At 69.1% G+C, this 26,184-nt stretch carries 23 protein-coding genes; 6 read left to right on the top strand and 17 right to left on the bottom strand.

The features are described from left to right. From V6M45_RS06675 to V6M45_RS06695, 5 genes are all read right to left on the bottom strand, one after another. Nucleotides 1-494, bottom strand: a 494-nt coding sequence (locus V6M45_RS06675) for a tetratricopeptide repeat protein (protein WP_332654868.1), incomplete at its 3' end; no start/stop codon positions are given. 79 nt (nt 495-573) lie between these two features. Further along, nucleotides 574-1,410 (bottom strand): 3-methyl-2-oxobutanoate hydroxymethyltransferase, encoded by an 837-nt coding sequence (gene panB, locus V6M45_RS06680; protein WP_332654869.1) that lies wholly within the window; start codon nt 1,408-1,410, stop codon nt 574-576. 79 nt (nt 1,411-1,489) lie between these two features. Beyond that, complete coding sequence (locus V6M45_RS06685) at nt 1,490-1,909, bottom strand: hypothetical protein (RefSeq protein ID WP_332654870.1); 420 nt, start codon at nt 1,907-1,909, stop codon at nt 1,490-1,492. After that, nucleotides 1,899-2,459 (bottom strand): RNA polymerase sigma factor, encoded by a 561-nt coding sequence (locus V6M45_RS06690; protein WP_332654871.1) that lies wholly within the window; start codon nt 2,457-2,459, stop codon nt 1,899-1,901. The genes V6M45_RS06685 and V6M45_RS06690 overlap by 11 nt, the downstream gene beginning before the upstream one ends. Nucleotides 2,460-2,485: 26 nt before the next feature. Further along, a complete protein-coding gene (locus tag V6M45_RS06695) occupies nt 2,486-2,884 on the bottom strand; it encodes a DUF6249 domain-containing protein (RefSeq protein WP_332654872.1) in 399 nt (132 codons plus the stop codon). Between the two features lie 203 nt (nt 2,885-3,087). Here V6M45_RS06695 and V6M45_RS06700 point away from each other — a divergent pair, with 203 nt between their 5' ends. Both V6M45_RS06700 and V6M45_RS06705 read left to right on the top strand, forming a co-directional pair. Continuing rightward, nucleotides 3,088-3,327: a hypothetical protein gene (locus V6M45_RS06700; RefSeq protein WP_332654873.1), complete on the top strand. Its 240-nt coding sequence runs from the start codon at nt 3,088-3,090 to the stop codon at nt 3,325-3,327. A 102-nt stretch (nt 3,328-3,429) separates the two neighbouring features. Beyond that, complete coding sequence (locus V6M45_RS06705) at nt 3,430-5,712, top strand: glycoside hydrolase family 3 N-terminal domain-containing protein (RefSeq protein ID WP_332654874.1); 2,283 nt, start codon at nt 3,430-3,432, stop codon at nt 5,710-5,712. Here V6M45_RS06705 and V6M45_RS06710 read toward each other — a convergent pair whose 3' ends face one another. Further along, nucleotides 5,713-6,060 (bottom strand): arsenate reductase, encoded by a 348-nt coding sequence (locus V6M45_RS06710; RefSeq protein ID WP_332654875.1) that lies wholly within the window; start codon nt 6,058-6,060, stop codon nt 5,713-5,715. Nucleotides 6,061-6,162: 102 nt separating this feature from the next. On the opposite strand from V6M45_RS06710, the gene V6M45_RS06715 reads away from it, so the two are divergent. Then, entirely contained in the window at nt 6,163-6,654 is a 492-nt protein-coding gene (locus V6M45_RS06715) for a VOC family protein (protein WP_332654876.1), read from the top strand. Nucleotides 6,655-6,689: 35 nt separating this feature from the next. On the opposite strand, the gene V6M45_RS06720 is transcribed toward V6M45_RS06715, so the two are convergent. After that, complete coding sequence (locus tag V6M45_RS06720; protein ID WP_332654877.1) at nt 6,690-7,142, bottom strand: DUF805 domain-containing protein; 453 nt, start codon at nt 7,140-7,142, stop codon at nt 6,690-6,692. Nucleotides 7,143-7,279: 137 nt separating this feature from the next. Continuing rightward, complete coding sequence (locus tag V6M45_RS06725; protein WP_332654878.1) at nt 7,280-12,019, bottom strand: autotransporter domain-containing protein; 4,740 nt, start codon at nt 12,017-12,019, stop codon at nt 7,280-7,282. Nucleotides 12,020-12,373: 354 nt separating this feature from the next. On the opposite strand from V6M45_RS06725, the gene V6M45_RS06730 reads away from it, so the two are divergent. Both V6M45_RS06730 and V6M45_RS06735 read left to right on the top strand, forming a co-directional pair. Beyond that, nucleotides 12,374-14,851, top strand: a complete 2,478-nt coding sequence (locus V6M45_RS06730) for a cation-translocating P-type ATPase (RefSeq protein ID WP_332654879.1) — start codon at nt 12,374-12,376, stop codon at nt 14,849-14,851. Nucleotides 14,852-14,908: 57 nt separating this feature from the next. Beyond that, nucleotides 14,909-15,529 carry a sensor histidine kinase gene (locus V6M45_RS06735; RefSeq protein WP_332654880.1) on the top strand — a complete coding sequence of 207 codons (621 nt, stop codon included), beginning with the start codon at nt 14,909-14,911 and terminating at the stop codon, nt 15,527-15,529. Between the two features lie 30 nt (nt 15,530-15,559). Here the strand turns inward: V6M45_RS06735 and V6M45_RS06740 are convergent, their stop codons facing one another. From V6M45_RS06740 to guaB, 8 genes are all read right to left on the bottom strand, one after another. After that, nucleotides 15,560-17,071 carry an acetyl-CoA hydrolase/transferase family protein gene (locus tag V6M45_RS06740; RefSeq protein WP_332654881.1) on the bottom strand — a complete coding sequence of 504 codons (1,512 nt, stop codon included), beginning with the start codon at nt 17,069-17,071 and terminating at the stop codon, nt 15,560-15,562. Beyond that, a complete protein-coding gene (locus V6M45_RS06745) occupies nt 17,068-17,814 on the bottom strand; it encodes a hypothetical protein (protein ID WP_332654882.1) in 747 nt (248 codons plus the stop codon). Before V6M45_RS06745 ends, V6M45_RS06740 begins: the two co-directional genes overlap by 4 nt. Before the next feature lie 69 nt (nt 17,815-17,883). Continuing rightward, on the bottom strand, nt 17,884-19,170 hold the full coding sequence (locus V6M45_RS06750) for a bifunctional alpha/beta hydrolase/OsmC family protein (RefSeq protein WP_332654884.1): 1,287 nt from the start codon (nt 19,168-19,170) through the stop codon (nt 17,884-17,886). A 121-nt stretch (nt 19,171-19,291) separates the two neighbouring features. Continuing rightward, entirely contained in the window at nt 19,292-20,854 is a 1,563-nt protein-coding gene (gene guaA, locus V6M45_RS06755) for a glutamine-hydrolyzing GMP synthase (RefSeq protein ID WP_332654885.1), read from the bottom strand. After that, nucleotides 20,851-21,498, bottom strand: a complete 648-nt coding sequence (locus V6M45_RS06760; protein ID WP_332654887.1) for a 5'-methylthioadenosine/S-adenosylhomocysteine nucleosidase — start codon at nt 21,496-21,498, stop codon at nt 20,851-20,853. Before V6M45_RS06760 ends, guaA begins: the two co-directional genes overlap by 4 nt. After that, entirely contained in the window at nt 21,495-22,907 is a 1,413-nt protein-coding gene (locus V6M45_RS06765; protein ID WP_332654888.1) for an RsmB/NOP family class I SAM-dependent RNA methyltransferase, read from the bottom strand. The genes V6M45_RS06760 and V6M45_RS06765 overlap by 4 nt, the downstream gene beginning before the upstream one ends. 9 nt (nt 22,908-22,916) lie before the next feature. Continuing rightward, a complete protein-coding gene (locus V6M45_RS06770; RefSeq protein WP_332654891.1) occupies nt 22,917-23,315 on the bottom strand; it encodes an MAPEG family protein in 399 nt (132 codons plus the stop codon). A 15-nt stretch (nt 23,316-23,330) separates the two neighbouring features. After that, the gene (gene guaB, locus V6M45_RS06775) at nt 23,331-24,791 is read right to left on the bottom strand and encodes an IMP dehydrogenase (protein ID WP_332654893.1); all 1,461 of its coding nucleotides are present in this window, start codon (nt 24,789-24,791) and stop codon (nt 23,331-23,333) included. Nucleotides 24,792-24,921: 130 nt separating this feature from the next. On the opposite strand from guaB, the gene V6M45_RS06780 reads away from it, so the two are divergent. Next, a complete protein-coding gene (locus V6M45_RS06780) occupies nt 24,922-25,470 on the top strand; it encodes a DUF2061 domain-containing protein (RefSeq protein ID WP_332654895.1) in 549 nt (182 codons plus the stop codon). Here V6M45_RS06780 and V6M45_RS06785 read toward each other — a convergent pair. Next, nucleotides 25,467-26,177: an RlmE family RNA methyltransferase gene (locus tag V6M45_RS06785; RefSeq protein ID WP_332654897.1), complete on the bottom strand. Its 711-nt coding sequence runs from the start codon at nt 26,175-26,177 to the stop codon at nt 25,467-25,469. The genes V6M45_RS06780 and V6M45_RS06785 overlap by 4 nt on opposite strands. Between the last annotated feature and the right edge of the window lie 7 nt (nt 26,178-26,184).

Genomic DNA, 26,184 nt, shown 5'->3' on the forward strand with positions numbered 1-26,184 from the left:
AAGGCGCGGAAGGGCCGTCCCTCTTCGGTCAACGGCTCGAGCCGGGCCTGCACGTCCTCGAGGCTGGCGGTGTCCATCAGCAGCAGGGCCGCCTTGTAGGCCGCGCCGTCGCGCAACAGCGGGTCGCGTGAGGCGCCGGCGGCTTCGTCGAGCAGCTCCACGGCGGCCGGGATGCGATTCTGCCGCACGGCGATGCCGGCGCGATGCTGCAGCGCCAGCGCCTTGTAGGGGGCGTTGCCCTCGTCCGCGGCCTGGATGAAGGCGGCGTCGGCCCCGACCAGATTGTCCGACTCGAGCGATTCGAGGCCGCGCTGATAGGCGATCGAGGCCTTGTCGGCCTTCGAGGTCTCCATCTTCTGCCAGCCCCACCAGGCCAGGGCCGCGATCAGTGCGACGAGAAGAACGCCGCCGACGACCGGCAGCCAGGTGCGGGCCAGCCGCTTGTATCGATCGGAGCGAAGCTCCTCCTCGACCTGATCGAAGACATCAACCACGGATACGTCGCCCCAAAAGTCGCAGAAAATCCAACCGGCCGGACCCTAGAGACTCGTTCCCCGCGCCGCAACGCGGGCTTTACGGCGAAACCGGCTTTTTCGAGAAGTAGGTCTCGACTTCGGCAGGAAAACGGCGGGCTTTGACATCCCCGGCATAGGCGGCGACCGCCCGGTCGATCTCCGAACGCAGATCGGCGTAGCGCCTGACGAATTTCGGGGTCCAGTCGAACAGGCCCAGCATGTCGGGCGTGACGAGGATCTGACCGTCGCAGGCGGCCGAGGCGCCGATGCCGATGGTCGGCTTGTCGACCGCCCCGGTGATGTCGCGGGCCAGGCCTTCGGCGACCCCCTCGATGACGATGGCGAAAGCGCCGGCGTCGGCGGTGGCCTCGGCTTCGGCCATCACGCGCAGGCGCTCCTCGTCGGTGCGGCCCTTGGCCTTGAAGGCTCCGTCGGTGAGAACCGCCTGGGGCCGCAGCCCGACGTGGCCCATGACCGGGATGCCGCGCTGGACGAGATAGGCGATGGTTTCGGCGACGGTGGGGCCGCTTTCCAGCTTCACACCCTGGGCGCCGGTCTCCTTCATGACCCGGGCGCAGTTCTCGTAGGCCAGCTCCTTGCCGCCCTCGTAGGAGCCGAACGGCATGTCGATGACGACCATGGCCCGCTTCGAGCCGCGCATAACCGCCTGGCCGTGCAGAATCATCATCTCGAGGGTGACGCCGACGGTGTTGGGCATGCCGTGCACGACCATGCCGACGCTGTCGCCGACCAGCAGCAGGTCGCAGTGGTCGTCCAGAAGCGCCGCCGTCGGGGCGTCGTAGGCCGTCAGGCAGACGATGGGTTCGCCGCCCTTGCGCGCCCGGATATCGGGGGCCGCCAGGCGACGGACGGCTTCCTGCTTGTGGCTGGACATGGGCGGGCCTCCTGTTCGGAGACCTAGATAGGGGCCTGCGGCCGGCGCGTCATCCCCGGGGCGGGACGGCGGCCCCGGGTCAGACTTCCTGCGACAGCTTCATCACCCCGGCGGCGGCGAGAGCGATCAGGGCCCCGGCGGCGATCCAGAACAGCTGCATCCCGCCCATGGAGCCGAGCTCCAGATTGGAGAGGCCGACCTGGTCGAGCCCGGCCTGGATCGTGCCCTGGACGTTGAGCGAAGCGGACTGGATGCCCTGCCCCAAGGCGTCTCCGGCGACAACGCCTTCGCGGGCGCCGAGATCGAGGTCGACCGACATGGTTTCGCGCACGGCGACCGCGCCGCCGCCCAGACCGGCGAGAGTGAGGGCGAGGAAGCGAATCCGGGAGCCCTTCTGCAGCCGCTGCTCGACCTGGGCGGTGAACAGGGGCGCGTCGGGCATGACGGGGGTTCGCGCGAACAGCCGCTCGACGAAGGGATCGAACTCATCAGCCGACATGCTGCGTTCTCCCCAAGGGCTGTGCGGGTTCCGGCTGGAGCCGCGCACGGAGTTTATCCAGACCACGTTTGACATGAGACTTCACCGTGCCGAGTGGCAAATTCAGGGCGGAGGCGATCTCGGGATGCGCCATGCCCGCTCCGTGACAAAGGGAAACACAGAGCCGTTCGGGTTCGCTGAGAGCCTTGAGCGCCTCATCAAGATCCATCAGGCCCGCCTGATCGGCGGCGGGCGCGATATCTTCCTGTTCGACTTCAGCAGTATAGCGGGCTTCCTTGGCGACCCGCTTGATGTAGAGACGCGCCGCGATCCGCTTGACCCAGGCCGCAAAGGTCCCCTCGCCGCGGAACTCGCCGCAGCGCTGGAACGCCTGGATGAAGGCGTCCTGGGCGATGTCGTCGGCGAGAGAGGGCTGGGCCCCCATCCGCCGCAACAGGGCGCGCACCGCCGAACCGTGACGGCGCACCAGCTCGCCGAACTCCCGCCGTCCACCCGCCGCCGCGAGGGCGGCGAGCTCGACGTCGTGTCGGTCGACCAAGGCCTGGGTCATGATCTGTCCCCCTGTCCGCCCGGCCCCTACTCCTTGTTCGGGTTGAAGAAGCTCAGGATGATGAAGGCGAGGCCGATGGTGACCGGAATGGCCGACAGACCCATCATGGCGCCGGCGGCCCCTTCCATGTCGTGGTCGTTCCAGCCCAGGTTGCTGAGATAGCTGAAGGCGGCGAAGCCGATGCCGACCGCCAGCCAGATGACGCCGCGGCGCAGGTCGCGGGTCCGGGAGGGCAGTTTGCTGGCCACGTCCTTGGTCATGGCGTCGATCAGCTCGGGCGGCAGTTCCTGGCCCTTGTCGATGGCGTGGCGGACCGTGGTCTGGATCTCGCGCTTCTCGCGCGATTTCAGGTAGCTCGGGCCGAAGACGATGGCGGTGATCGCGCTGAAGACGATGGCGACGATCAGGATGGGCGTCATATCCATGGGGTATCCCCTCTTGTTACAAACCGGAGCCTGATGCTTCGGCCTTCTGACGACAAGAGGCGCCGGGGGCTCCCGGTGGATGCGAACCGCCGGGTGAAACTTTCGTAAGGCGGCGGAAGCCGGTAGCGTCGGCCTGCAACTGCCCGGCATGCCCCGCGTTCGCTCCCTGTCGGGCGTACGCACTATCCCCACCGGAGAGCCAGATGGTCCAGATCACCTATCGCATCGTCGAACATGACGGAGGCTGGGCCTACCGGCTGGGCGACACCTTCTCGGAGACCTATCCGGACCATGACTCGGCCCGGGCCGCGGCGGCCGCAGCCGCGCGCGAGCAGAAGGTGCCGGATGAGGACGCGCTGATCGAATACGCTGACGCGTCGGGGCGCTGGGTCACGGAACGGGCCGACGGGCACGACAGACCCGAGACAGAGGTCGAGGGCTGACAAGACCACACGCCCGACCGCAACGCCTTGTGATCGGTCGAGGGTAGGCGCGGAGGGGCTCGCCGGTTAGTCCTGCGTCGTCTGTCAGTTGGAACCGGTTACATGCGTCACCTGCCCCTCCCCGCCCCGACCCGTCGCGCGCTTCTGGCCGGAGGCGCGCTGACCGCCGGTATGATGATGGCGCCCCGGATCGCGGCGGCGCAGGCCCAGGTCAACCTCGAACGGGTCAACGCCCTGATCGCCCGCATGACGATCGAGGAGAAGGCCGGCCAGCTGACACTGCAGAACGATCCGTTCCGCTGGCGTCCGGAAGGCGTCAATCCCGGCGACACGCTGGACGCCAGCCAGGAACAGACCGCCGCCGAGATTCGGGCTGGCCGCATCGGGGCGCTGTTCAACGGCGTCGGAGCCGCCACAACCCGGCTGGTGCAGGAGATGGCGGTCCGCGAAAGCCGGCTGGGCATTCCGCTGCTGTTCGCCGCCGACATCGTCCACGGCCTGCGGACCACCTTCCCTGTGCCGCTGGGCGAGGCGGCCAGCTGGGATGTGGACCTCGCCGAGCGCACCGCACGGGCGGCGGCGGTCGAGGGCGGCGCGGCGGGGGTGCACCAGACCTATGCGCCGATGGTCGACATCGGTCGCGACCAGCGCTGGGGACGCGTCGTCGAAGGCGCGGGCGAGGACGTGCTGCTGGGCAATCTGTTCGCCGCGGCGCGGACGAAGGGCTTCCAGGGCGATGACCTGAAGGCCTGGTCGTCCCTGCTGGCCTGTCCCAAGCATTTCGCCGCCTATGGCGCGGCCGAGGCGGGGCTGGACTATAATTCCACCGACATGAGCGAGCTGGAACTGCGCTCGGTCTATCTGCCGCCGTTCAAGGCCGCCTTCGACGCCGGCGCCCTGTCGACGATGAGCGCCTTCAATGATCTGAACGGGGTTCCGACCAGCGGCAACAAATGGCTGCTGACCGACATCCTGCGCGGGGAATGGGGCTTCGCCGGCTTCGTGGTGTCGGACTACACCTCGGAAGAGGAGCTGATCGCCCACGGCTACGCCGCCGACGGCCGCGACGCGGCCCGCATCGCCCTGATGGCCGGCGTCGACATGTCGATGAAGAGCGGCCTCTACATGAAGCATATCCCCGAACTGGTGCAGGCGGGCGACGTGCCGATGGCGCGCGTCGATGAGGCGGTGCGGCGGGTGCTGATGACCAAGGCGGCGCTGGGCCTGTTCGAAAACCCCTATCGCGGCTCGGACGTGCGCACCGAGCGGCGGGTGACCGGCAGCCGGGAGCATCTGGCCTTGGCGCGCGAGGCGGGCCGCAAGTCGATCGTGCTGCTGAAGAACGACGGCGGGCTGCTGCCGTTGCCGAAGACCGGCAAGCGCATCGCCCTGATCGGTCCGTTCGGCGCCGACAAGGTCGACCTGTTCGGGCCGTGGTCGATCTTCAAAGACGAAAAACTGGCGGTGTCGCTGGAAGAGGGCCTGCGCGCGGCGTTGGGTGACGGCGCGTCGCTGAGCGTGATCAAGGGCTCGGACGTCGAGGCGCCGATCGCCGGCGGGATCGAGGCCGCGGTGATGGCGGCGTCGCAGGCCGATGTCGTGCTGCTGGCCGTCGGCGAGAGCCAGAACATGTCGGCCGAAGCCCAGTCCCGGGTCGACATTGGCATCCCCGAGCCGCAGCTGGCGCTGGCCGAAGCGGTCGCCGCGACCGGCAAGCCCGTGGTGGTCCTGCTGCGCCACGGCCGGGCGATGGAGCTGTCCGGGGCCGTCAAGGACGCCCCGGCCATTCTCGCCACCTGGTTCCTGGGCTCCGAGACCGGACACGCCGTGGCCGACATCCTGTTCGGCGACCATGCGCCCACTGGACGGTTGCCGGTCAGCTTCCCGCACTTCTCCGGCCAGTCCCCCTTCCATTATGCCCACAAGACCACCGGCCGGCCCGCAGCGTCGCGCAGCGAGGGCTTCAAGGCGCAGTTCCGCGAGACGTCGAACACCGCCCTCTATCCGTTCGGCCACGGCCTGACCTACGCCCCGGTGCGTTATTCGCCGGTGCGGTTGTCGGCGTCGACCATGAGCTGGAACGGGGAGATCACGGCCTCGGTGACCCTCAGCAACGCCGGCTCGCGCGACGCGTCGGAGGTGGTGCAGCTGTACATCCGCGACCGCGCAGCCTCGATCACCCAGCCGGTGCGGCTGCTGAAGGGCTTCCGGCGCGTGACCGTGCCGGCCGGCGGGTCGGTCGAGGTCAGCCTGCCGCTGACCTTCGCGGATCTGTTGTTCCTCGGACCCGACCTGAAGCCGACCGTGGAGCCGGGACTGTTCGACGTCTGGCTGGCGCCGAATGCGCAGGCCGGCGAGGCCGTGCAGTTCAACCTGACGCGGTGATCAGGCGAAGGCCGCCTCGTAAAGCTCGGGCCTGAAACCGACGAGGGTCCGGTCGCCCAGGTCCAGCACCGGGCGTTTGATCATCGACGGCTGGGCCAGCATCAACGCGATCGCCCGCTCGGCCGTCAGATCCGCCTTGTCCGCCTCGGGCAGGGCGCGGAAGGTCGTGCCGGCCCGGTTCAGCACCGTCTGCCAGCCATGGGCCGCGACCCAGTCCTGCAGCAAGGCGCGATCGACGCCAGCCTTCTTGTAGTCGTGGAAGACAAAGGCCACGCCGTGCTGGTCCAGCCAGACGCGGGCCTTCTTGACGGTGTCGCAGTTGGGGATGCCGTAGAGGATCGGGGTCATGCCCCCCTGTGTGCCCAGCCGGGCTCCCGACCGCAACCCACGCCGGTTTGCATTTAACCGTACGGTTTAATATAGTGGCCCGGTCAGCAACGGAGACGTCCCATGTCCGTCCTGCCCCCGCGCCAGAAAGTCATTCCGTGCCTGTGGTTCGACAGACAGGCCGAGGAAGCCGTGAACTTCTACGTATCCCTGCTGCCTGACTCTCGCGTTGACGCTGTCATCCGCTCGCCGGGCGACTATCCCTCCGGCAAGGCGGGCGACGTCCTGCTGGTGGAATTCACCCTCGCCGGCGCGCGCTACACCGCCCTGAACGGCGGTCCGCACTTCCACTTCACCGAGGCCATCTCCCTGCAGATCGACTGCGAGGATCAGGCCGAGGTGGACCGGCTGACCGATGCGTTGTCGGCCGTGCCGGAGGCCGAGCAGTGCGGTTGGGTCAAGGACCGCTACGGCCTGTCGTGGCAGATCGTGCCCTATGCGATGAACCGCTTCCTCGCCGATCCGGACGAAGGCGTCAGGCGGCGGGTGTTCGCCGCCATGATGGAGATGAAGCGGCTGAACGTCGCCGGGCTGGAACGCGCCGCGCGGGGCTAGCAGCGCATGGACGCGCGGCTGCCGCCCATGGGCGGTTACGCCGGAATCCCGGCCTGTCGCGGATCCGGGCCGAAGCGGTTGTCGCCCTCGACGCCGGAGGCCAGGCCCGTCCAGAGGACGAACGCGAGGTTCACCAGCGCGACGATTCCCATCACCAGCATGAGGGGGCCCGCAAGGGCGAGCGCGCCGACGGCGGCGACAGGACCCGACAACATTCCGAAGATGAGCCCGATCACGATGCTGACGGCTGCGCCGACCATGGGGACCAGAGCCAGCCGGCCTGAATGGCCCATGTCGTGGAGACGTCGGACGCTGATGGATGCAGCCGGCAGGATCAGGGCCAGACCCACCAGATCACCGACGAACGGCAACCAGCCGAGCAGAAGCTGGGCGACGACCAGCGCGGCCATGCCGCACCAGAAATGAGACCGGCGCAAACGCCCGTCCCATGAAAACAGCAGGCTCCGCCAATCCGCGGGGTCGAACATAGTGTGGTCTCCGGACAAGTCTGGCGGCCGCGCCGCGTGTAGAGGGGATACAGACCGCGCACGCAGCGCGGGCGAGGATGAGACAGGACGCCCCTGGCCTGCGACGAAGGCGTCCAGGCCGGCTCAGCGGGGGGCGGTCACCAGTTCATCCGCACCCCGACCCGCGCGGTGAGGCCGCGGATCTCGCCGAAGGCGGCTTCGCCCTGAACGAAGCCCTGGATCGCCCCGCGGCCGACGTTGGCGCCGAAGACGGCCTCGCCCCACAGGTCCGCCGCCGCGTCCGCGACCTCGAGCGTCTGCGAACCGAGGTGGATGCGCGAGACGTTATCGCCCTCGAACTCGTTGAAGCCGTACAGCCCCGCGAAGGGCTGGACCACGGCGCCGTTGGACAGGCGCATGGCGTGGGCCACGCGCACGCCGGCCCGGCCGATCAGGCTGTTGGTGTCGCCAAACTCGACTTCGCCGGCCTCGGCCGTGATCGAATCCAGCCGGGTCTCGCTCCACCAGGCTGAGGCCTGGGGCTCGATGGTCCAGCCCGGGCCGGCGTCGATGCGCCAGGCGGCGTCGACGCGCACACCCCAGGTTTCGCCGCTGGCCTCATCGGCCAGATCGGCCGAGGTCCATTCGTAGTCCAGGTCGTAGCGGTCGCCCTTGGCCATGACGCCGAGGGCCAGCGGTCCGCGGCTCCACTGGGCGTAGAGGCCCAGGCCGAGGCCGGTGAAGGTGGCCGTGTCTCCGTTCGCCTGGAAGGTCAGTTCGGTTTCGCTGAGGCTGCCGGCCGCCCCGAGCACCAGATCGCCGCCGCCAAAGGCCTGCACCATGTCGACGCCAACCTGACCGCCGGCGACATCGACATCGTGGGTCAGGTCCGCCGCCGCGCCGTCGATGACGCGTTGACCTTCGACCTCGCCGGACCCGCCGAAGGCCTGGGCCCAGACTTCGGCGCCGCCGCCCTGGCGCAGCCCCATGGCCCGGCTATCGCGCAGGTCGTCGAAGCGCGCGGCGATCACGTCTGCGCCGCGCCGCCACTGCATCTGGGCGCCGGAGGCGACCTTGGTCGGTTCCCATGCCTGGTCCGCCGCCGCGCCGACAATGCGGTACTCGCGCGTGACCGTGTCGAACACGGCGTCATAGTCGAGGAAGCCGCCGGCGGTCGTGACCTCAAGCTCCTGGCCGGTCTGGGCCGCGGTGGAAGTCACGAGGGTGACGCCGGTGTCGCCGATGACGCCGGCCCCCTGCACCTCCAGTTCGACATGGGTCAGCCCCTCAAGCGAGCCGACGACCAGCCGGTCGGCGACCACGGTCGTGGTCCGGGTGTCCAGGTCGAGCAGCACCTGGTTGCCGGCGAGGCCGTTCAGCACCCCATCGATCGTCAGGACGTCGCCGGCCACGCCGTTGCTCAGGTCGATTGTCCCGGCGTTGTTGAAGCGCTCGAGATTCTGGAGCCGGGCCTGGAGGGGCGTTGCCGAGTCGCCGAGGCTCACCACGCCGGTGTTGTCGAGCGTGTCCACGCCTGCGCCGAAATCGCTGGTTCCGCGCACCCGGAAGGTTCCGGCGTTGGTCAGGGTGTCAGCGACCGCTGTCAGGTCGATCCTGCCTTCCAGCGTGCCGAAATTGTTGATCGTGGCCGCACCGCCGTCGACGTTCAGGGCCACACCGTCGGCCGAGCCCAGCACGCCCCGGTTGGTGAGGGTCGTGCCAGTCCCCGAGGACAGGTCCAGACCAAAGGCCGCGCCGGATGTGGACGAGCCCGCCGCCAGGTTGACCGTCAGGCTCTGGGCGGCGTCCAGATCGGCCCCGACCCGCGTCCCGCGCAGCTCGGTGGCGATCGTCATGTCGATGGTGGAGCCCGAAGCCTGAACGGCGACACCGTCCGCACCGGTGGCGACGGCGCTGCCCAGCGTCAAGGTCACGGTCCCCGCAGTCTCGATGTCCACGCCGATGGACCGCTCGCCGGAGGTCCGGAGCTGGCCGACTGCGACGCTCACATCGCCGGTCACAGCATGGTCCGGCATCCCGATCTTGACGGCGGTGGAATCGTCTCCCGCCGTCGTCACTTCGCCGGCGCGGATGGCGACGTCCGTGGCGCTGAGCACACGAAGTCCTTCCGAACGGGTCTGGGTCGAAGCCACGACGCCGGCGACATCAAGGTCGACCTCGCCCGTACCCGCTCCATCGATATCGATCACGGGCGCGTTGATGCTGTTCGTCCGGGCGGAGCCGATATCGATGAGCGAGAGACCGGCGTTGCGGATGACCATCGCCGAGTTTCCGGGGCTGGAGGGGCTCGTCGGACCGCTGAAGGCCTGCAGCGCGCCCGCTGTCAGACGCAGCACCGCGTCCTCGGCCTCAAGGGTGGCCGTCACGGCATCGGAATCGGACTTTCCATGCGTTTCGACGTCGCCGAGCGTCAGGGTCACGTCGCCCGTGAGGGAGGATACCCCGACGCCCCTGGACACGTTCCCCAGGGCCGCGATGTCTCCGGCAAGCACCGTCACGTCTCCATAGCCTCCCACGCCGAGGGCGCTGGAGGAGACGCCGTCGGTGTGAATGTCGCCAAGCCGAAGATTGACCGCGCCGTTGACAGACGAAACGGACACCGCCCTCGAAGTGTCGCCATCGGTGGACACATCGCCTGCGGTCGCCACCACGTCGCCTGCGGCCCAGATCTGGAGGCCGAGCGAATTCTCGCCCTTCGCGGTGATGTCCCCGCCGGTGAACGTCACTCCGCCGGTCGCCGGACCGTCGTCCTCATGGGCCCTGATGGTCACCGCCGCCGCGTTGGAGCCCTCGGTCGAGACGTCGGCCACGGCCACAACGGCCCCGTCCGCGCCGTTGATCGCGATCCCGCGCGAGCCAGCGCCCGTCGCGCTGATCGGGCTAGTGGCGGTCAGGGTGACGTGGCCTGTCCCCCCGGCGTCGATCTCGATCGCATCGGACAGACTGCCGATGGTCGTCACCGTCCCGACGTTCACCGTGGTGGCGCCCGAGTTGTGGATCTGGATCGCGTCCGCCTCGAAGCCCGTGACCACGCCGTCGGGATCCGTATGCCCCGTGTGGACGGCGTCCGCCGCCACGACCACCGTGCGCGGTCCCGACAGTTCCGGATCGCGGGCGACCACGATGCCCCGGGAATTGTCTCCGCGGGTGGAGACCACGCCCAGATCCAGAGTCACGTCGCCGCCCTGGTCGAGCAGGATCGCCGAGCTGTCGGCGCCTGTTGTCGCGACCTCGTCGGCGGTCAGGGTCAGCGAACCGGCCTCGGTCTGCTCGACGACGATGGCCCCGGCCGAGTCACCGGAGGTCCTCACCGAACCGAGGGCCACCGTCATGCCGGCGTTCTGGGGCTGGATCAGCAGCCCGCGCGCGCCAAAACCGGACGTCTCGATCGCGTCGATCGCAAGATCAATCGTGGCCCCGTCCTGGTAGGCGCCCTGGGCCCATACGCCGATGGCGTTCTCGCCATGGGTCCTGACCGTCCCGAGGTCCAGCCTGATGTCGCCATAGCCCGAGGCGGCCAGGACTCCGTGCGCGCCGTCATCGAAAGTCTCGATGTCGCGGCCGGAAATATCGATGTCGCCGGTTTCGGTATAGGCCAACACGCCCAGGCCGTAGCGACCATGGGTGGTGATCGAGCCGAAATCGGCGGTGATGCCGCCCGCCGTTTGAAGATAGAGGCCGGTGGCGAAATCTCCGCGGGTCTCGACGGCGTCCACCGCTCCGGTAATCTGTCCCTGGGCCACGATCATTGCGCCCCGCGCGTTCACGCCATGGGTGGAGATCGAACCGATCTCGAAATTCACATCGGCGAGCGCGTCGACGCGAACCCCATGGCCGTTGTCGCCATAGAGGATCCCCTCGTCATCCGTCCTGCCGGTGACGATGTTGGCGATCTCGAGCGTCACGGTGTGGGGACCGGAGCCGAGGGTGTTGAACTGCTGGACCCGCACGGCGGAGCCGTAATCGCCGCCGCCGCCGAGCGCGGTCACCGAGCCGCCGCGGACAATGACCTCCCCACCATAGGTTTCAATGTCGATCGCCCCGGCGTCCTCGCCCTCGGTCCTGATCGTGCCGAACTCGACCTGGCTGCGCCCCCCGCCCAGGCTGGTGATGCTAATTCCGTCGGCGCTGTCGCCCGTTGTGGTCAGCGTACCGACTGTAATGGACGCCGCGCCCAGGGCGTCCACCTCAATGCCGCCCGCCCCATGACCCGTGAGGGTGTCAACATCGATCGTCACATCGAAATTGCTCAGGGCGTAGATGCCTGCGGCGCGATCACCGGTGACCGTGATCGTCCCGGTATGAATATCGATGTCGCCGCTGTCGTTGAGAGCGTAGATGCCCGTCGATCCCTCGCCGGCCGCGGTGACCACGTCTGCATCGATGAGGATGTCGCGGGACCCGTTCTGCACGTCACCGCCCAGGAGCGCCGCGATCCCGGTCGCCCTGACGCCCGAGACCTGGACCTCGCCGACATAGATGCCGATGTCATCATTACCGGCCACCCGCAGGGCGGTCAGTCCAACCTGCCCCGCCGCCGCGGTCGCGCGGATGACGGCGTCCTGCGCATTCAAGGTCACCGGACTTGAGCCAAAGACCGGCGGACTGATCAACACCCCGGCGCCGACGGCGTCCACATTGGCGCCCGCCCCAAAATTCATCGTCAGACCGCCCGCGCCCGGCGTGTACTGAATGCCCGTGGCGTAAGGCGAGCCCGCCGCCGTGCAGGTGACGACTCCGCCCACCGCCGCGCCGCATTCGTCCGAGGCCGCCGCGGGGGCCGCGAGGACCAGAAGCGAACAGCCCAGGGCGGTGCCGACCATCAGGTCGACGGAGCGATGGCGGGTCGGACGAACGGAATGAGTCGAGATGCGCATGAGGCCCCGGGTTCGATTGAGTGAGGACGCCGCGCGCGGAATTTGGGAGGTCGCCGCGCAGCCTGGCCCGGCAGACTGGCGTCAGCGCCCGCGCGACGGGAGAGCCTTGCGACCAGGCCTGACCGCGCTGCGACGGCGCCGCGACCAAACCGGCCGTTTCGCCGACAAAGATCCGCACAGGTTTCACCGGGCCGGGCGTGAGGTCGATCGATCCGGTTCATCGCCGTCCGGGCTCCGGCCGCCGGCCGGACTTCGCACAGGGTCCGCTTGACCCCCGTCAAGGCGCCGCCGAAGGATCTGTTCAGGCTGGCAGGATCATGTCCCGCAACCTGCCCGGGCGCCAATGGAGCCTCCATGCCCACGGAATCGTCCTTCCATGGTCTCACCGCGGACGAGGCGGCCCGCCGGCTGGCTGCGGATGGGCCCAATCTGTTGTCAGCCGACCGCACCCGGCCCGCGCTGGCGATCGCCCTTTCGGCCCTGCGCGAGCCCATGTTTGTGCTGCTGGCCGCGGCCTCGGCGCTCTATCTGGCGCTGGGCGATCGGGCGGAAGGGTTGCTGCTGGCCTTCGCCGGCGTGGTCACTGTCGGCATGGTCGTGGCCCAGGAGGTCCGGAGCGAGGCGGCCCTGAGGGCGCTTCGCCGGCTTTCGGATCCGGTGGTCCGGGTCGTCCGGGGCGGCCGCACCCTGACGCTCCCGGCGCGAGAGGTGGTGCGCGGCGACATCGTGCTTCTGGCCGAAGGTCAGAGAGCGCCGGCCGACGGCGTCCTGATCGGACCCGAGGTCCTGCAGATCGACGAGTCGGCGCTGACGGGCGAGTCCGTGCCTGTGGTTCGCGGGGGCGGCGGGGTGTCGGCCGACGGCGCCTTGCCCGATCAGGTCTTCGCCGGGACCCTGATCGTGGCCGGCCAGGGCGTCCTCCGGGTCACAGCCACCGGCGCGCGAACCGCCCTCGGCCAGATCGGGGTGTCCCTGTCGACGATCGACCGGGCGCGGACGCCGCTGCAGAAATCGACGGGCCGGATCGTCGTCTGGATCGGCGGTCTGGCGCTCGCCTTCGCTGTCGTTGTCGCCATGGCCTACGGCCTGTTGCGCGGGCTCTGGATAGAGGGGGCCCTCGCGGGCATCACCATCGCCATCGCCCTGATCCCCGAAGAGTTTCCGGTGGTCCTGTCGGTGTTCCTTTCGCTGGGAGCCTGGCGGCTGGCGCAGCATCAGGTGCTGGTGCGCCGCGCCGCCGCGATCGAGGCGCTGGGCGGCGCCACCCTGCTCTGCGTCGACAAGACCGGCACCCTGACCGAGAACCGCATGGCCGTCGTCGCCCTGTGGTCGTCCGAAGCGGAAGGCCGGCCCGAGGACGACGGTCTGGCCCCGTCCCTGCGGACGGTGCTTGAGACCGCCATCCGCGCCAGCAGCCCGCAGCCGACCGATCCGATGGACGTGGCCCTGGCCGCGCTCGGCCCGCCCGCGGCGGATCGGCCGGAACAGCTCTGGCCGCTGGCGTCGCACCGATTGGCGGTGGTGCAGAGCTGGCGTGTGGCGGAGGGACTTCACACGGCCGCCAAGGGGTCGCCTGAAGCGATCTTCGCCCTGTGCCGGATGACGTCGCGCCAGACCGCCTCCGCACGATCCGCGCTGGAACGGTTGGCCTCGGACGGACTGAGAGTTCTCGCCGTCGCCGAGGCCATCCATGACGTCCCCGTCGCGACGCCCGAAGCGCTCCGGTTCACCTTCAAGGGACTGGTCGGGTTTCTCGATCCCGTCGCGGGGGACGTGCCGGCGGCGCTGCGGGACGCCCGGACCGCGGGCATCGGGGTGGCCATGATCACCGGCGACTATCCCGCGACGGCGCTGAAGATCGCGACCGACGCGGGGATCGACGTCTCAGGCGGCGTGATGACCGGGGCCGAGATCGCCGCTCTCGACGAAGCCGCCCTGGCGGAGCGGCTGCGCGACGTGCGGGTCTTCGCCCGGGTTCAGCCGGGGCAGAAGCTCGCCCTGGTCAGGGCGTTTCAGGCCAATGGCGAGATGGTGGCCATGACCGGCGACGGGGTTAACGACGCTCCGGCCCTGGAGGCGGCCGACATCGGCGTGGCCATGGGCGGCCGCGGCACCGACGTGGCGCGCGAAGCCGCCGATCTGGTCCTGCTCGACGATCGGTTCGGCTCAATCCTGGGCGCCGTGAGGCTGGGCCGGCGGATCTTCCGGAACCTGCGGCGCGCGCTGATCTATGTCACCGCCATCCATGTGCCGATCGCAGGTCTCGCCCTGCTGCCGATCCTGCTGGGCGCACCGCCCTTTCTGTTTCCGATCCATGTCGTCCTGCTGGAACTGGTTGTCGACCCGGTGTGCGCGCTGGTCTTCGAGGCGGAGCCGAGCGAGCCGGACGCGATGCAGCGCCCCCCGCGCTCGCTGGACACGCGTCTGTTCGGCATCGGCGAGATCGCCACGGGCATGGGTCAGGGTCTGGTGATCCTGGCCGCCGTGCTCTGGCTGTATCTTGGACTCCTGCCGCAGGCCGGCGAGGATGCGGCCCGGGCCGCCGCCTATGTGGCGCTCGCCGTCGGTAATCTGGCGCTGGCGCTGGCCAACGCCGCCTCGGCCGGCGTCGGCCTGTGCAGTCCGCATCGACGGCTGTTCTGGAGCATCGCAGCGGGGCTGGCTGCGATCCTTCTCATCGGCCTGTACCTGCCCCAGGTCGCCCATCTGTTCCGCTTCGCCGAGCCAGACCCGGCGCATCTCGCGCTCGCCGTCGGCGCAGGGCTGGCGGCCGGGGGATGGAGCGGCGTTCTGCGCGCCGCCAAGCGCCGGCTGCGGCGTCCGTCGGCTTGATCTGGCTCAAAGCCACCGCGGCCGGTTGGGTTAAGCTGACCGGATCAGGAGGCGTCCATGCCCAGGCCCCGTAGCGACGCCCTGGACGCAATCCGGGCGATTCATCACCAGATCAGCAACAGCCTGCAGTCGGTTGTGAGCCTGCTGAACCTCGAGAGCCGTATGGCGTCCCCGGAAGCGGCCGGCGTCCTGAACGAGGCCGGACGGCGGGTTCGCGTCGTGATGCGCCTGCATCAACGGCTGCAGGAGGGCGCCGGCGACCAGGTTCGTCTGGACGACCTGCTGGGCGACATCTGCCGGGACGTCGCCGAACTGGACGCGGTCGATCGTCTGGCCGAAATCCACATGGATCTTGATCCCGGCATCGCCCGCTCCCGGACCGCGTCGGCGCTCGCCATGATCACGGCGGAACTGGTGGGCAATGCGCTGGAGCATGGGCTGGCCGCCCGGTCTGGCGAGGTGCGAGTCAGCCTGCGGGTCGCCGGCGAACGGGGCGTGCTTACGGTGTCCGACAACGGCGTCGGATCGGCGAATGGACCATGGAAGCCCGGCTTCGGCCTGTCGCTGGTCTCGCGGATGGCCGCACAGCTCGGTGCGACTCCCGTCGAGGAGATCGGCCTTGACGGTTGCCGCTATCAGATCGCCTGCAGCGGCATCTGGCTGGACCCGCCGTCCTGACAGCGTCGCCGCCAAGCCGTCGCCGACCGGTCAGTCCGGCTTCATCGATCCGGTGCGGACGAAGCGGTCGTGCCAGGACAGGGCCTCCTGCAGGAGCATCGGCGACTGCTGGCCGTACGACTCCCGGCGGGCCCGGGCGTAGTAGTCGTTCAGCGCCGGCCGATAATCGGGATGGGCGCAATTCTCGATCACCAGCGCCGCCCGCTGCTTCGGCGACAGCCCGCGCAGGTCGGCGAGGCCCTGTTCGGTCACGATCACCTGCACGTCCTGGGGAATGTGATCGACGTGGGAGGCGTGCGGCACGATCGTCGAGATGCGCCCGCCCTTGGCGGTCGAGGCCGACATGAAGATCGAGATGTAGGCGTTGCGGGCGAAATCCCCCGAGCCGCCGATGCCGTTCTGGATGCGGGACCCCATGATGTGAGTCGAGTTGACGCTGCCGAAAATGTCGGCCTCGATCATCCCGTTCATGGCGATGCAGCCGAGGCGGCGGATCAGTTCGGGGTGGTTGCTGATCTCCTGCGGGCGCAGCACGATGCGGTCGCGGAATTCGGTCATGCGGGTGTTGAGATCGTGCGCCGCCTCCGGACTGAGCGAGAAGGCCGTGGCCGAGGCGGCCAGCAGACGGCCGGACTCGAGCAGGTTCAGCATCCCGTCCTGGATCACTTCGGTGAAGGCGGTCAGATTGTGGAACGGTCCCTCCGCCAGGCCGCCCAGCACGGCATTGGCCGTGTTCCCGACCCCCGATTGCAGCGGCAGCAGGCCCGGCGGCAGCCGCCCCCTGTCGACCTCGTGCTTCAGGAACTCGAGCAGATGGCCGGCGATGGCCAGGTCGTCGGCGCCTGCCGGGGTGAAGGGCGCATTGCGGTCCGGGGCGTCCGTCTCGACGATGGCGACGATCTTGTCCGGGTCGCAGCGCAGCCACGGTTCGCCAATGCGTTCGTCGGGCCGCACCAGTGGAATCGGCCGCCGGTGGGGCGGCAGGGCCGTGCCGTAGTAGATGTCGTGCATCCCCTCGAGCGCCGGGTTCTGCCAGCGGTTGACCTCGAGGATCACCTGCGACGCGCGGTCGAGCCAGGTCTTGTTGTTGCCGACCGAGGACGACGGGATCAGGGCGCCGTCCTCGCGGATCCCGGAGATCTCGACGACCGCCGTGTCCAGCGGCCCGAGAAAGCCCTGCCAGGCGACCGGGGCCACCTGGCTGAGGTGCATGTCGAAATACTCCATCTCCCCGCGATTGATCTTCTCGCGCGCGATGGGATCGGAATTGTACGGCAGGCGGAATTCGATACCGTCGGCCTTGGCCAGGGCCCCGTCGAGCTCGGGCCCGGTCGAGGCCCCGGTCCACACCTTGACCCGGAACGGAACGCCCCGCGCATGCTCGCGCTCAATCCGCGCCGCGAGGGCGAGCGGGACCGACTTGGGATAACCGGACCCGGTGAAGCCGCTGAGCCCGATGGTCGTGCCGGGCGCGATCAGCGCGGCCGCGGCCTCTGCGTCCATCACCTTGGACCGATGGGCGGCCGACTTGATCCGGTTCATGCGCGGGATTCCAACACTGCGGGCTCGGGGCGACCGGCTTCGGCCGCCGGACCCGCCAGATATATGGTGCAGGTGGACGAGCCGCCGGTGAGGGGATTGTCGAATGCGACCACCTCCGCCCGGACCGCCGGGAAGACCGACGCGAGCAGGGCGAGAAATTCGTCGTCGGGCCCCTCGTCGGACCACAGGGCGAAGAGTCCTTTCCCGGAAAGGCCTTCGCGCAGGCGGCTCAGACCCTCCCGCGAATAGAAGCGGGCGTGGTCCGGATGCAGCAGGTTGCGGGGGGAATGGTCGATATCGAGGAGGACGACGTCGTAACAGGCGTCCGCGTCCCGAGGCTGATCGAACCATCCGAAGAAATCGCCCAGCGTCAGCTTGCAGCGGGGCTCCCGACCGAGGCTGTCGCCGAGCGGAACCAGCCCAGCCTTGTGCCATTCGATGACCGGAGCCAGGGCGTCGACCACTTCAACCGTGGCCACGCGCGGATCGGCCAACGCGGCGCGCGCCGTGTAGCCGAGCCCCAGCCCCCCCACCAGGACCCGTAGGTCGGAGCCCTCGGCGGCGGCCAGACCGCGGACCGCCAGTTCGGTCTCCCCGACCGTGAACAGGCTCGACATCAGATGTTCGTCGCCGAGGATCACCTCGACCACGTCGGCGTCGATGGCGGCGACCCAGCGACGTCGAAGGACCAGCGGCCCCATGGCCGTGGGGCGATAGTCCAGTTCCTCGATCAATCGGCCCATGTCGTTCCTTCCAGGCGCCAGGCGGGCGTCCGGTCTACCCTGAGGGCGGCGCGTAGCGAAGGCCAGCCGCTACGGACGGTCGCGCTTGAGATCCGGGTCTCTGCAGAGGTCCTGCATGCGATGCAGATGATCCTCCGGGCTGTCCTCGGCGCCCTCGTCCGGTCGATCGCCGGGCAACCGTTCGGTCGAGACCATGGCGCTTTCGGTCAGGGTGCGATGAACCGGGCAACGGTCCGCGATCTCCAGAAGCCGGGCCTGCTGCGCCTCGTCCAGTCCGCCCCCAAACCCGATCTTGCGGGTGAAGTGATCCGGCGCCGACGCGGTCTTCGCGGCATGGCCGACCTCGACGACCACCCGCTCCAGCGGCCATCCCTTTCGGTCGGCGTAGAGGCGCATTGTCATGGCCGTGCAGGCTCCCAGCCCGGCGCCCAGCAGGTCGTAGGGGGTCGGACCCGAACCCAGGCCGCCGACGCTGACCGGCTCGTCGGCGAGGAAGCTGCCCGACGCGGCCGTGACCCGCACCTGGAACTGGCCGCCGCCGGTCTCCTCGACGCGCAGGCCTTGCGCCGGCGGCGCCAATTCGCCTTCCGCGGCGGCGACGTCCCCGACATAGCGGCTGGCCCAGGCGGCGATGACTGCGGCGGCGTAGTCCGCATCCGTCTTGCGGGTCAGCAGGTGGTCGGCGTGATCGAGGGAGACGAAGCTCTTCGGATGGCGGGCCGTCTGGAAGATGCCGGAGGCGTTGTCGATCGAGACGATGTCGTCCACCGGTGAATGCAGCACCAGCAGCGCGCGCTTCAGGCCCGCGATCCGGGCCTGCTGATTGTGCGACCGGATATCCTCGACGAAGTCCGCGCCGAGCTCGAAATCCCGCCCCGCGATCGACACCGGCACGCGCCGGCCCGGCGCGACGCCTTCAAGCGCCTCACCGACATGGCTCAACACATGTTCGGCGTCGAACGGCGCGCCTATCACGGCCACCGCCTTGACCGCGTCCAGCGCCCCGGCCGCGGCCAGCGCCGCCGCCCCACCGAAGCTGTGGCCGATCAGAAGGTGCGGCGCCCGGCCCGTCGCCTCCATGGCGCGGGCGGCGCAGACCAAGTCCTGCACGTCGCCCGACAGCCCCTTGCCGAACTCGCCTTCGCTCTCGCCCAGGCCGGTGAAGTCGAAGCGCAGCACGCCGACGCCGAGCTCCGCCAGGGCGCGGCTGACCCGCGTCGCCGCCAGCGAGGTCTTGTCGCAGGTGAAACAGTGGGCGAACACGGCCCAGGCCCGCACCGGCCCCTGCCCTGTCTCCAGCACGCCTGTCAGCTTGCGCCCGGCGGGGTTGGAGAAGTCGAAATCCACGGTGGCCATGGTCGGCGATGCTCCGGGTCGGATGATCGAAGCGCGTCTCCGTCAGAGAGGCCGCGCCGGACCGGCGTCATTCAGCATCCGCGGGTCCATAAGGTTCCCCGCCGCGAAGTCGTCTGAAGTCTCACTCCCACTCGATGGTGCCGGGCGGCTTGGAGGTCACGTCGTAGACGACCCGATTAACGCCGCGCACTTCATTGACGATGCGGGTCGCGGTCCGGCCAAGGACGTCCCACGGAAACTCGAAGAAGTCGGCGGTCATGCCGTCGGTCGAGGTCACCGCGCGCAGGGCCAGCACCTTCTCATAGGTGCGGGCGTCGCCCATGACGCCCACGGTCTTGACCGGCAGAAGCACGGCGAAGGCCTGCCAGATATCGTCGTAAAGCCCGGCCTTGCGGATTTCCTCGAGGTAGATGGCGTCCGCCTCCTGCAGGGTGGCGACGGCATCGGGGGTGATCTCGCCCGGGATGCGGATAGCGAGACCCGGCCCCGGGAAGGGGTGACGGCCGACGAAGGCGTCGGTCAGACCCAGCTCGCGGCCCAGGGCGCGGACCTCGTCCTTGAACAGTTCGCGCAGCGGCTCGACCAGCTTCAGCTTCATGAAGTCCGGCAGGCCGCCGACGTTGTGATGGCTCTTGATGACGTGCGCCTTGCCGCTCGAGGACGACACGCTCTCGATGACATCGGGATAAAGGGTGCCCTGGGCGAGGAATTCGGCCCCTTCGATTTTGTGCGCCTCGCGGTCGAAGACTTCGATGAAGACCCGGCCGATGATCTTGCGCTTGGTCTCCGGGTCGCTGACGCCGGCCAGCTCTCCGAGAAACTCCTTCGACGCATCAACGTGCACCAGTGGGATATTGTAGTGCTCGCGGAAGAGTTTGGTGACCTGGGTCGCCTCGTCCTTCCTGAGCAGGCCGGTGTCGACGAAGACGCAGGTCAGCTGGTCGCCGATCGCCTCATGGATCAGCACGGCGGCGACCGAGGAATCGACGCCGCCGGACAGGCCGCAGATGACTTTCGCCGAACCGACCTGTTCGCGGATCTGCGCGATCTTCTCGTCCCGATAGGCGGCCATGGTCCAGTCGCCCTTCAGTCCGGCGATGCCATGGGTGAAATTCTTCAGCATGGTCGCACCGCGCGGGGTGTGCATGACCTCGGGGTGGAACTGGACGCCGTAGAAGCGGCGGGTCTCGTCGGCGATCACGGCATAGGGCGAACCGGCCGAGGTGGCGACCACGTCGAAGCCCTGCGGGATGGCGACGATCTTGTCGCCGTGGCTCATCCAGACCGTTTCTTCCTCGCCGACGGCGGCGAGGCCGGCCAGCAGGGGCGAGGTCTTCTGCACCGTGATTTCGGCCCGGCCGAACTCGCGGTGATGGCCGCCCTCGACCTTGCCGCCCAGCTGTTCGCACATCGTCATCTCGCCGTAGCAGATGCCCAGCACCGGCACGCCGGCCTCGAACACCCCCTGCGGCGCGCGCGGGCTGCCCTCCTCGTGGACACTCTCGGGGCCGCCCGACAGGATGATGGCCTGGGGCTTCATCGCCGCCAGCGCGGCCTCGGCCTTCGCGTAGGGGTGGATCTCGCAATAGACCCGCGCCTCGCGCAGGCGGCGGGCGATCAGCTGGGTCACCTGGCTGCCGAAGTCGACGATCAGGACCTTCTGGTGATCAGCGGGGGTGGTCATGCGGGCTCCGTGGCGGCAGGCGTGAAATGGTCATGCAACAGGTCGAGGGCTTCGGCCAGACGGAGATCGATCTCCGCCAGGGCGTCGGTCCAGTGTCTGAGTTCGGTCAGGTCGGCGCGGCCGTCGCTGACGCCACGCAGGCCGAGCACCGGCACGCCGAAGCGGGCGGCGGCGCGGACGACGGCGAAGGTCTCCATGTCGACCATGTCGGCGTCAACGTCGTCATAGGCGACGCCGGAGACGACGCTGGCGCCTGTCGCCAGCCGCGCCGCCGGGAGGGCCGCCGGACCATCGGCCAGCGTCAGGACAGCGGGTATGCGCGGATACGGCGTCTCGCCCTTCGGGAAACCGAGCGCGCTGGCGTCCATGTCGCGATAGCTGACGGACGACACCCGATAGACGCGGGCGTGGTCCAGGGTCCGCGATCCCGCCGAGCCGAGCGACACGATCCCATCAGGCAGGCCGTCCCCGGCCTTCAGTTCGGCGAGGGCGTGACCGACCGCGGCGGCGGCCTCGACGGGCCCGACGCCGGTGATCAGCGGCCGGATGCGGGCCTTCAGGGCCGGGCCGTATTCGGGCTCGGCGGCCATGACGCACAGGACGGTCTTCGGACCGAAGCGGGAAAGGGACCAGTCCCGGCTCACGCCCGCCGCTCATAGAGGGCGAGGAAGAAGCCGTCGGTATTGGTCGAGGCCGGCGACAGGCGCAACCGATGGCCGCTGGCGTTGGCGGCGAGCCGCTCGCGGGCGGCGACGGTCAGGCTCGGCGCGTCCAGCAAGCCGGCGATCGGCAAGGGCTGGAACCCCGGATGCGCCGCCTCGAAGGCGTCGGCGGTGGCCTCGTTCTCCCGCGTCAGCAGGGAGCAGGTGACATAGGCCAGGCGCCCGCCCGGCTTCACCAGGGCGACGGCTTGGGCGAGAATGCGCAGTTGCAGGGCGTGCAGCCGCTCGATCTCGTCGACCTTGAGCCGCCAGGCGTCCTCGGGACGCCGACGCCAGGTGCCGGAACCGCTGCACGGGGCGTCGACGAAGACGAGGTCGGCCTTGCCGTTGAATTCCTCGACCCCGCCGCCGTTCTGGCCGATCAGCCGCAGGTCGGCGGCGACGCCGGCGCGCTGCAAGCGGGGGCGGATGTTGTCGAGCCGCTTCTGCACCACGTCGCAGGCGATCAGCTTCATTCCGGAGACCGGCGGCGCGGCGCGGGCCGCGGCGGCCTCATCGGCGCCCGTCGGAGACCAGCCCGCCGGCTTCGGCGCGACGGGCCTGGCCGGGTCGGCGTCGGGCAGGGCCTGCACGGCCAGCGCCAGCGTCTTGCCGCCGCCGCCGGCGCAATAGTCGACGACAATGCTGTCGGGGGTGAAGTTCAGGCCCGATCCGGCCAGCCAGGTGACGATCTGGCTGCCTTCGTCCTGGATCTCGATATGACCCGCCTTGAAGGCCTCGAGCGCCTGCACATTGGGCGGCGGCTCCGAGGTCAGGCGCAGGCCGCGCGCGGACCACGGCGTCGGCTCGGGCTTCAGACCGGCGGCGGTCAGTTCGGCCGCGACGGTCTCCACGGTCGCCTTCGCCGTATTGACCCGCAGGTCGATCGGCGCGCGCGGCGCCATCAGTTCGCGGGCCTCTTCGCTCCAGCGCTCGCCGAAGGTCGACTTGAAGTCTTCGACGACGAATTCGGGCAGACCGGCGGCGACCCAGCCGGGCAGGTCCCCCTTCCCGGCCGTGATGCGGGCGCGTTCCTGCTTCGACAGCGGGCGCGGGCCATAGCCGTCGCCGGAGTGCAGGGCCTCGATCTCTTCCAGCGACAGGCCGTCGATCAGGGCGAGGGAGCCGATCACCAGCGCCCGGCCGTCCTCACGTCCGCCCATGGCCCAGACCAGCCGGCCGCGGGCGCGCAGCACGCGGTAGACCCGGTCGGCCACGGCGCGGCGGTCGCCCGATCCGGCGTAGCGGTTGGCGGCCCCCCAGGCCTTGAGCACGACCTCGGCCGGGGCGCGCCCCTGGGCGATGCTGTCGAGGACGGAGGCGGCGGCGGCGAGGCGGGCGGCTGGGGTCAATTCAGGCTTTCAAACGAACAGGGCGGCGAGGATCATCACCAACCCGGCGGCGGCGACGAGCCAGACCAGCGAGCGGATGTAGGGCACGCCGAAGGCGTAGAGCGGCAGGTAGATCAGCCGCCCGAAGAAGTAGAGGTGCGTCCCGACGAAGGTCAGTTGCCCGTCCTTACCGGCGATATGCGCCATGATCACGGCGGCGGCGAAGATCGGCAGCGTCTCGAACAGATTGGACTGGGCCCGCATCAGACGTCCGGCGAGTTTGCCGGGGGGCGGAACCGCCGCATCCCGCGGACCGGCGTTCCATTTGGCGCCCAGTTCGGCGGTGCGCGCCATCCCCGCCGCCCCGATCTGGACCAGCGCCAGGATCAGGGTGAAGGCCAGCATGATGAACTCGGGCGTCATATCCATGGCCTGTCCCCCTCCTCAGCCCTGCCGGTAGTTCGGCGCCTCGCGTGTGATCATCACGTCGTGGACGTGGCTCTCCCGCAAGCCGGCTCCGGTGATGCGCACGAACCGCGCCCGCTCCTGGAAGTCGGCGATGGTGGCTGCACCGACATAGCCCATGGCGGCGCGCAGACCGCCGACCATCTGATGCAGCACCGGGGCGATCGGCCCCTTGTACGGCGTCTGGCCCTCGATGCCCTCGGGCACCAGCTTCTGGGTGTCCTCGACTTCCTTCTGGAAATAGCGATCGGCCGATCCCGCCCCCATGGCCCCGACCGAGCCCATGCCACGGTACGACTTGTAGGACCGGCCCTGGTACAGGAAGACTTCGCCCGGGCTTTCGTCCGTGCCGGCGAACATCGAGCCCATCATGGCCACGCTGGCGCCGGCCGCGATGGCCTTGGCGAGGTCGCCCGAATATTTGATCCCGCCGTCCGCGATGACCGGCGCGCCCGAGTCCTTCGCAGCCCGGACGGCGTCCATGATGGCGGTAAGCTGGGGCACGCCGACGCCGGCGACGATGCGGGTGGTGCAGATGCTGCCCGGGCCAATGCCGACCTTCACGGCGTCGGCGCCGGCGTCGATCAGGGCGCGCGCGGCGTCATAGGTGGCGACATTGCCGGCGATGATCTGGATGCGGTTGGATTCGCGCTTGATGCGTTCGACCACGCGCGAGACCTGGACCGAGTGGCCGTGGGCGGTGTCGATCACCACCACGTCCACACCGGCCTCGGCCAGGGCCATGGAGCGTTCATAGCCGGCGTCGCCGACCGTCGAGGCGGCGCCGACCAGCAGCCGGCCCTGGTCGTCCTTGGCTGCGTGCGGGTGGGCCTGGGCCTTCTCGATGTCCTTCATCGTGATCAGGCCGGTGGCGCGATAGGCGTCGTCGACGACGATGACCCGCTCGATCTTGCGGTCGCGCAGCAGGGCCAGGGCCTCGTCGCGACCGGCGCCCTCGCGCACCGTGATCAGGTCGCCGGAGGTCATCAGCTCCCCCGCCCTGCGGTTCGGGTCAGTGTCGAATCGCATGTCGCGATTGGTCAGGATGCCGACCAGCTTGCCGGTGGCCGGATCGACGACCGGGAAGCCGCTGATCTTCTTCTTCGCCCGAATCTCGCGAATCTCGCCCAGCGTGGTCTGCGGGGTGATGGTCACCGGATTGATGACCATGCCGCTTTCGTAGCGCTTCACCTCGCGCACCATGTCGGCCTGCTGTTCGACCGTCATATTGCGGTGAAGGACGCCCAGACCGCCGGCCTGGGCCATGGCGATGGCCAGCCGGCTTTCGGTGACCGTATCCATGGCGGACGAGGTCAGCGGGATGTTCAGTCGGATGTCGCGGGTGAGCTTCGTCGAGACATCCGCGTCTGCGGGCATGATCTCTGACGGGCCGGGTTCCAGCAAAACATCGTCGAAGGTGAGCCCTTCGCGTATCTCCATGAGGAGTCTCCGTTTTGCGGGCCGCGTATAGCGGTGGAAGGCCGGGAACCGCAAGGCCCGCTCGCCCCTATGATGACGATAAGAACAATTGTCTTGCGGGCTGCGGCGCCGGCCCCACATCTGGAGATGCATGGTTCGACTGTTGATCAGCACCGCCCGCCGCCTCGCGCTCAAGATCGCGAGCTATGGCGTGATGCACCTGGTGGTGGCGATCCTCGTCGCCTTCGCCATCACGCGCGACTGGCGGCTGGCGCTGGCCGTGGGCGTGGTCGAGCCCTTCTTCCAGACCATCGCCTATTCGATCCACGACCGCATCTGGCACCGGATCGAGCGGCGGCGGATGCTGTCGAACCTCGAGGAGGCGTCCGAGGCCTTCACCGCCCGCCTGCAGATCATGGTCCCGGAGGAGCAGACACGGGCCCATGGTCATGACGGCCACAGCCACGCCCTGCCACGCTCGCTGGGGCAGGTCGCGGTCAAGTCCCTGACCTACGGGGTGATGCATTTCGTGGTCGCGGTGACCGTGGCCTTCGCCCTGACCCAGAACTGGCGCACCGCCCTCGCCATCGGCATCATCGAGCCGCTGGTGCAGACGGTGTTCTTCACCGTCCATGACCGGATGTGGACGCGGTTCGAGGCCCGCAAGGCGAAACGGGCGGCGGAGCTGGCCTCGGCCTAGCGCTTGTTCATCGCCACGAGGAACACCTCGGCGCTGTCCTTCCGGCTCGACGCCGGTTTGACGTATTTCACCGTCTCGAACTCGGAGCGCAGCCGCGCCAGCACGCCTCCGGCGTCGCCGCCCTGGAAATTCTTCGAGACGAAATGCCCGCCCGGCCGCAGCGTGCGGATGGCGAAGTCGGCGGCGATCTCGATCAGGGCGATGATCTTCAGGTGATCGGTCTGGCGGTGCCCGACCGTGTTGTGAGCCATGTCGGACAGCACCAGATCGGGCGGCCCCCCCAGCAGGTCCATCAACTGCTGGTCGACGCCCGGATGGGTGAAGTCGGCCTGGATCAGGGTCGCGCCCGGGATCGGTTCGATCGGCAGCAGGTCGACGCCGACCACCGAGGTCGCGCCGCGCTTCAGCGCCACCTGGATCCAGCCGCCGGGCGCCGCGCCGAGGTCGATGACCCGGCTGCCCTGTTTGATCAGGTGGAACCGCTCGTCGATCTCCAGCAGCTTGAAAGCCGCGCGGCTGCGCCAGCCTTCGGCCCGGGCGCGTTCGGACCATTTGTCGGACAGCTGGCGCTTGATCCACTGCTGGCTGGACATCGACTTGGTGTCCGCCGTCTTCATCTTCGTGCCCATGCCGCGCCCGGCGGCGGTTCCGCCCGAGGGCGGGCGCACCATCCGTCTGCGCTCTGCCGGCTTTTCTTCGTCAGTCATTGCATCC

This window comes from Brevundimonas sp. (assembly GCF_036676055.1).
Classification (GTDB): domain Bacteria; phylum Pseudomonadota; class Alphaproteobacteria; order Caulobacterales; family Caulobacteraceae; genus Brevundimonas.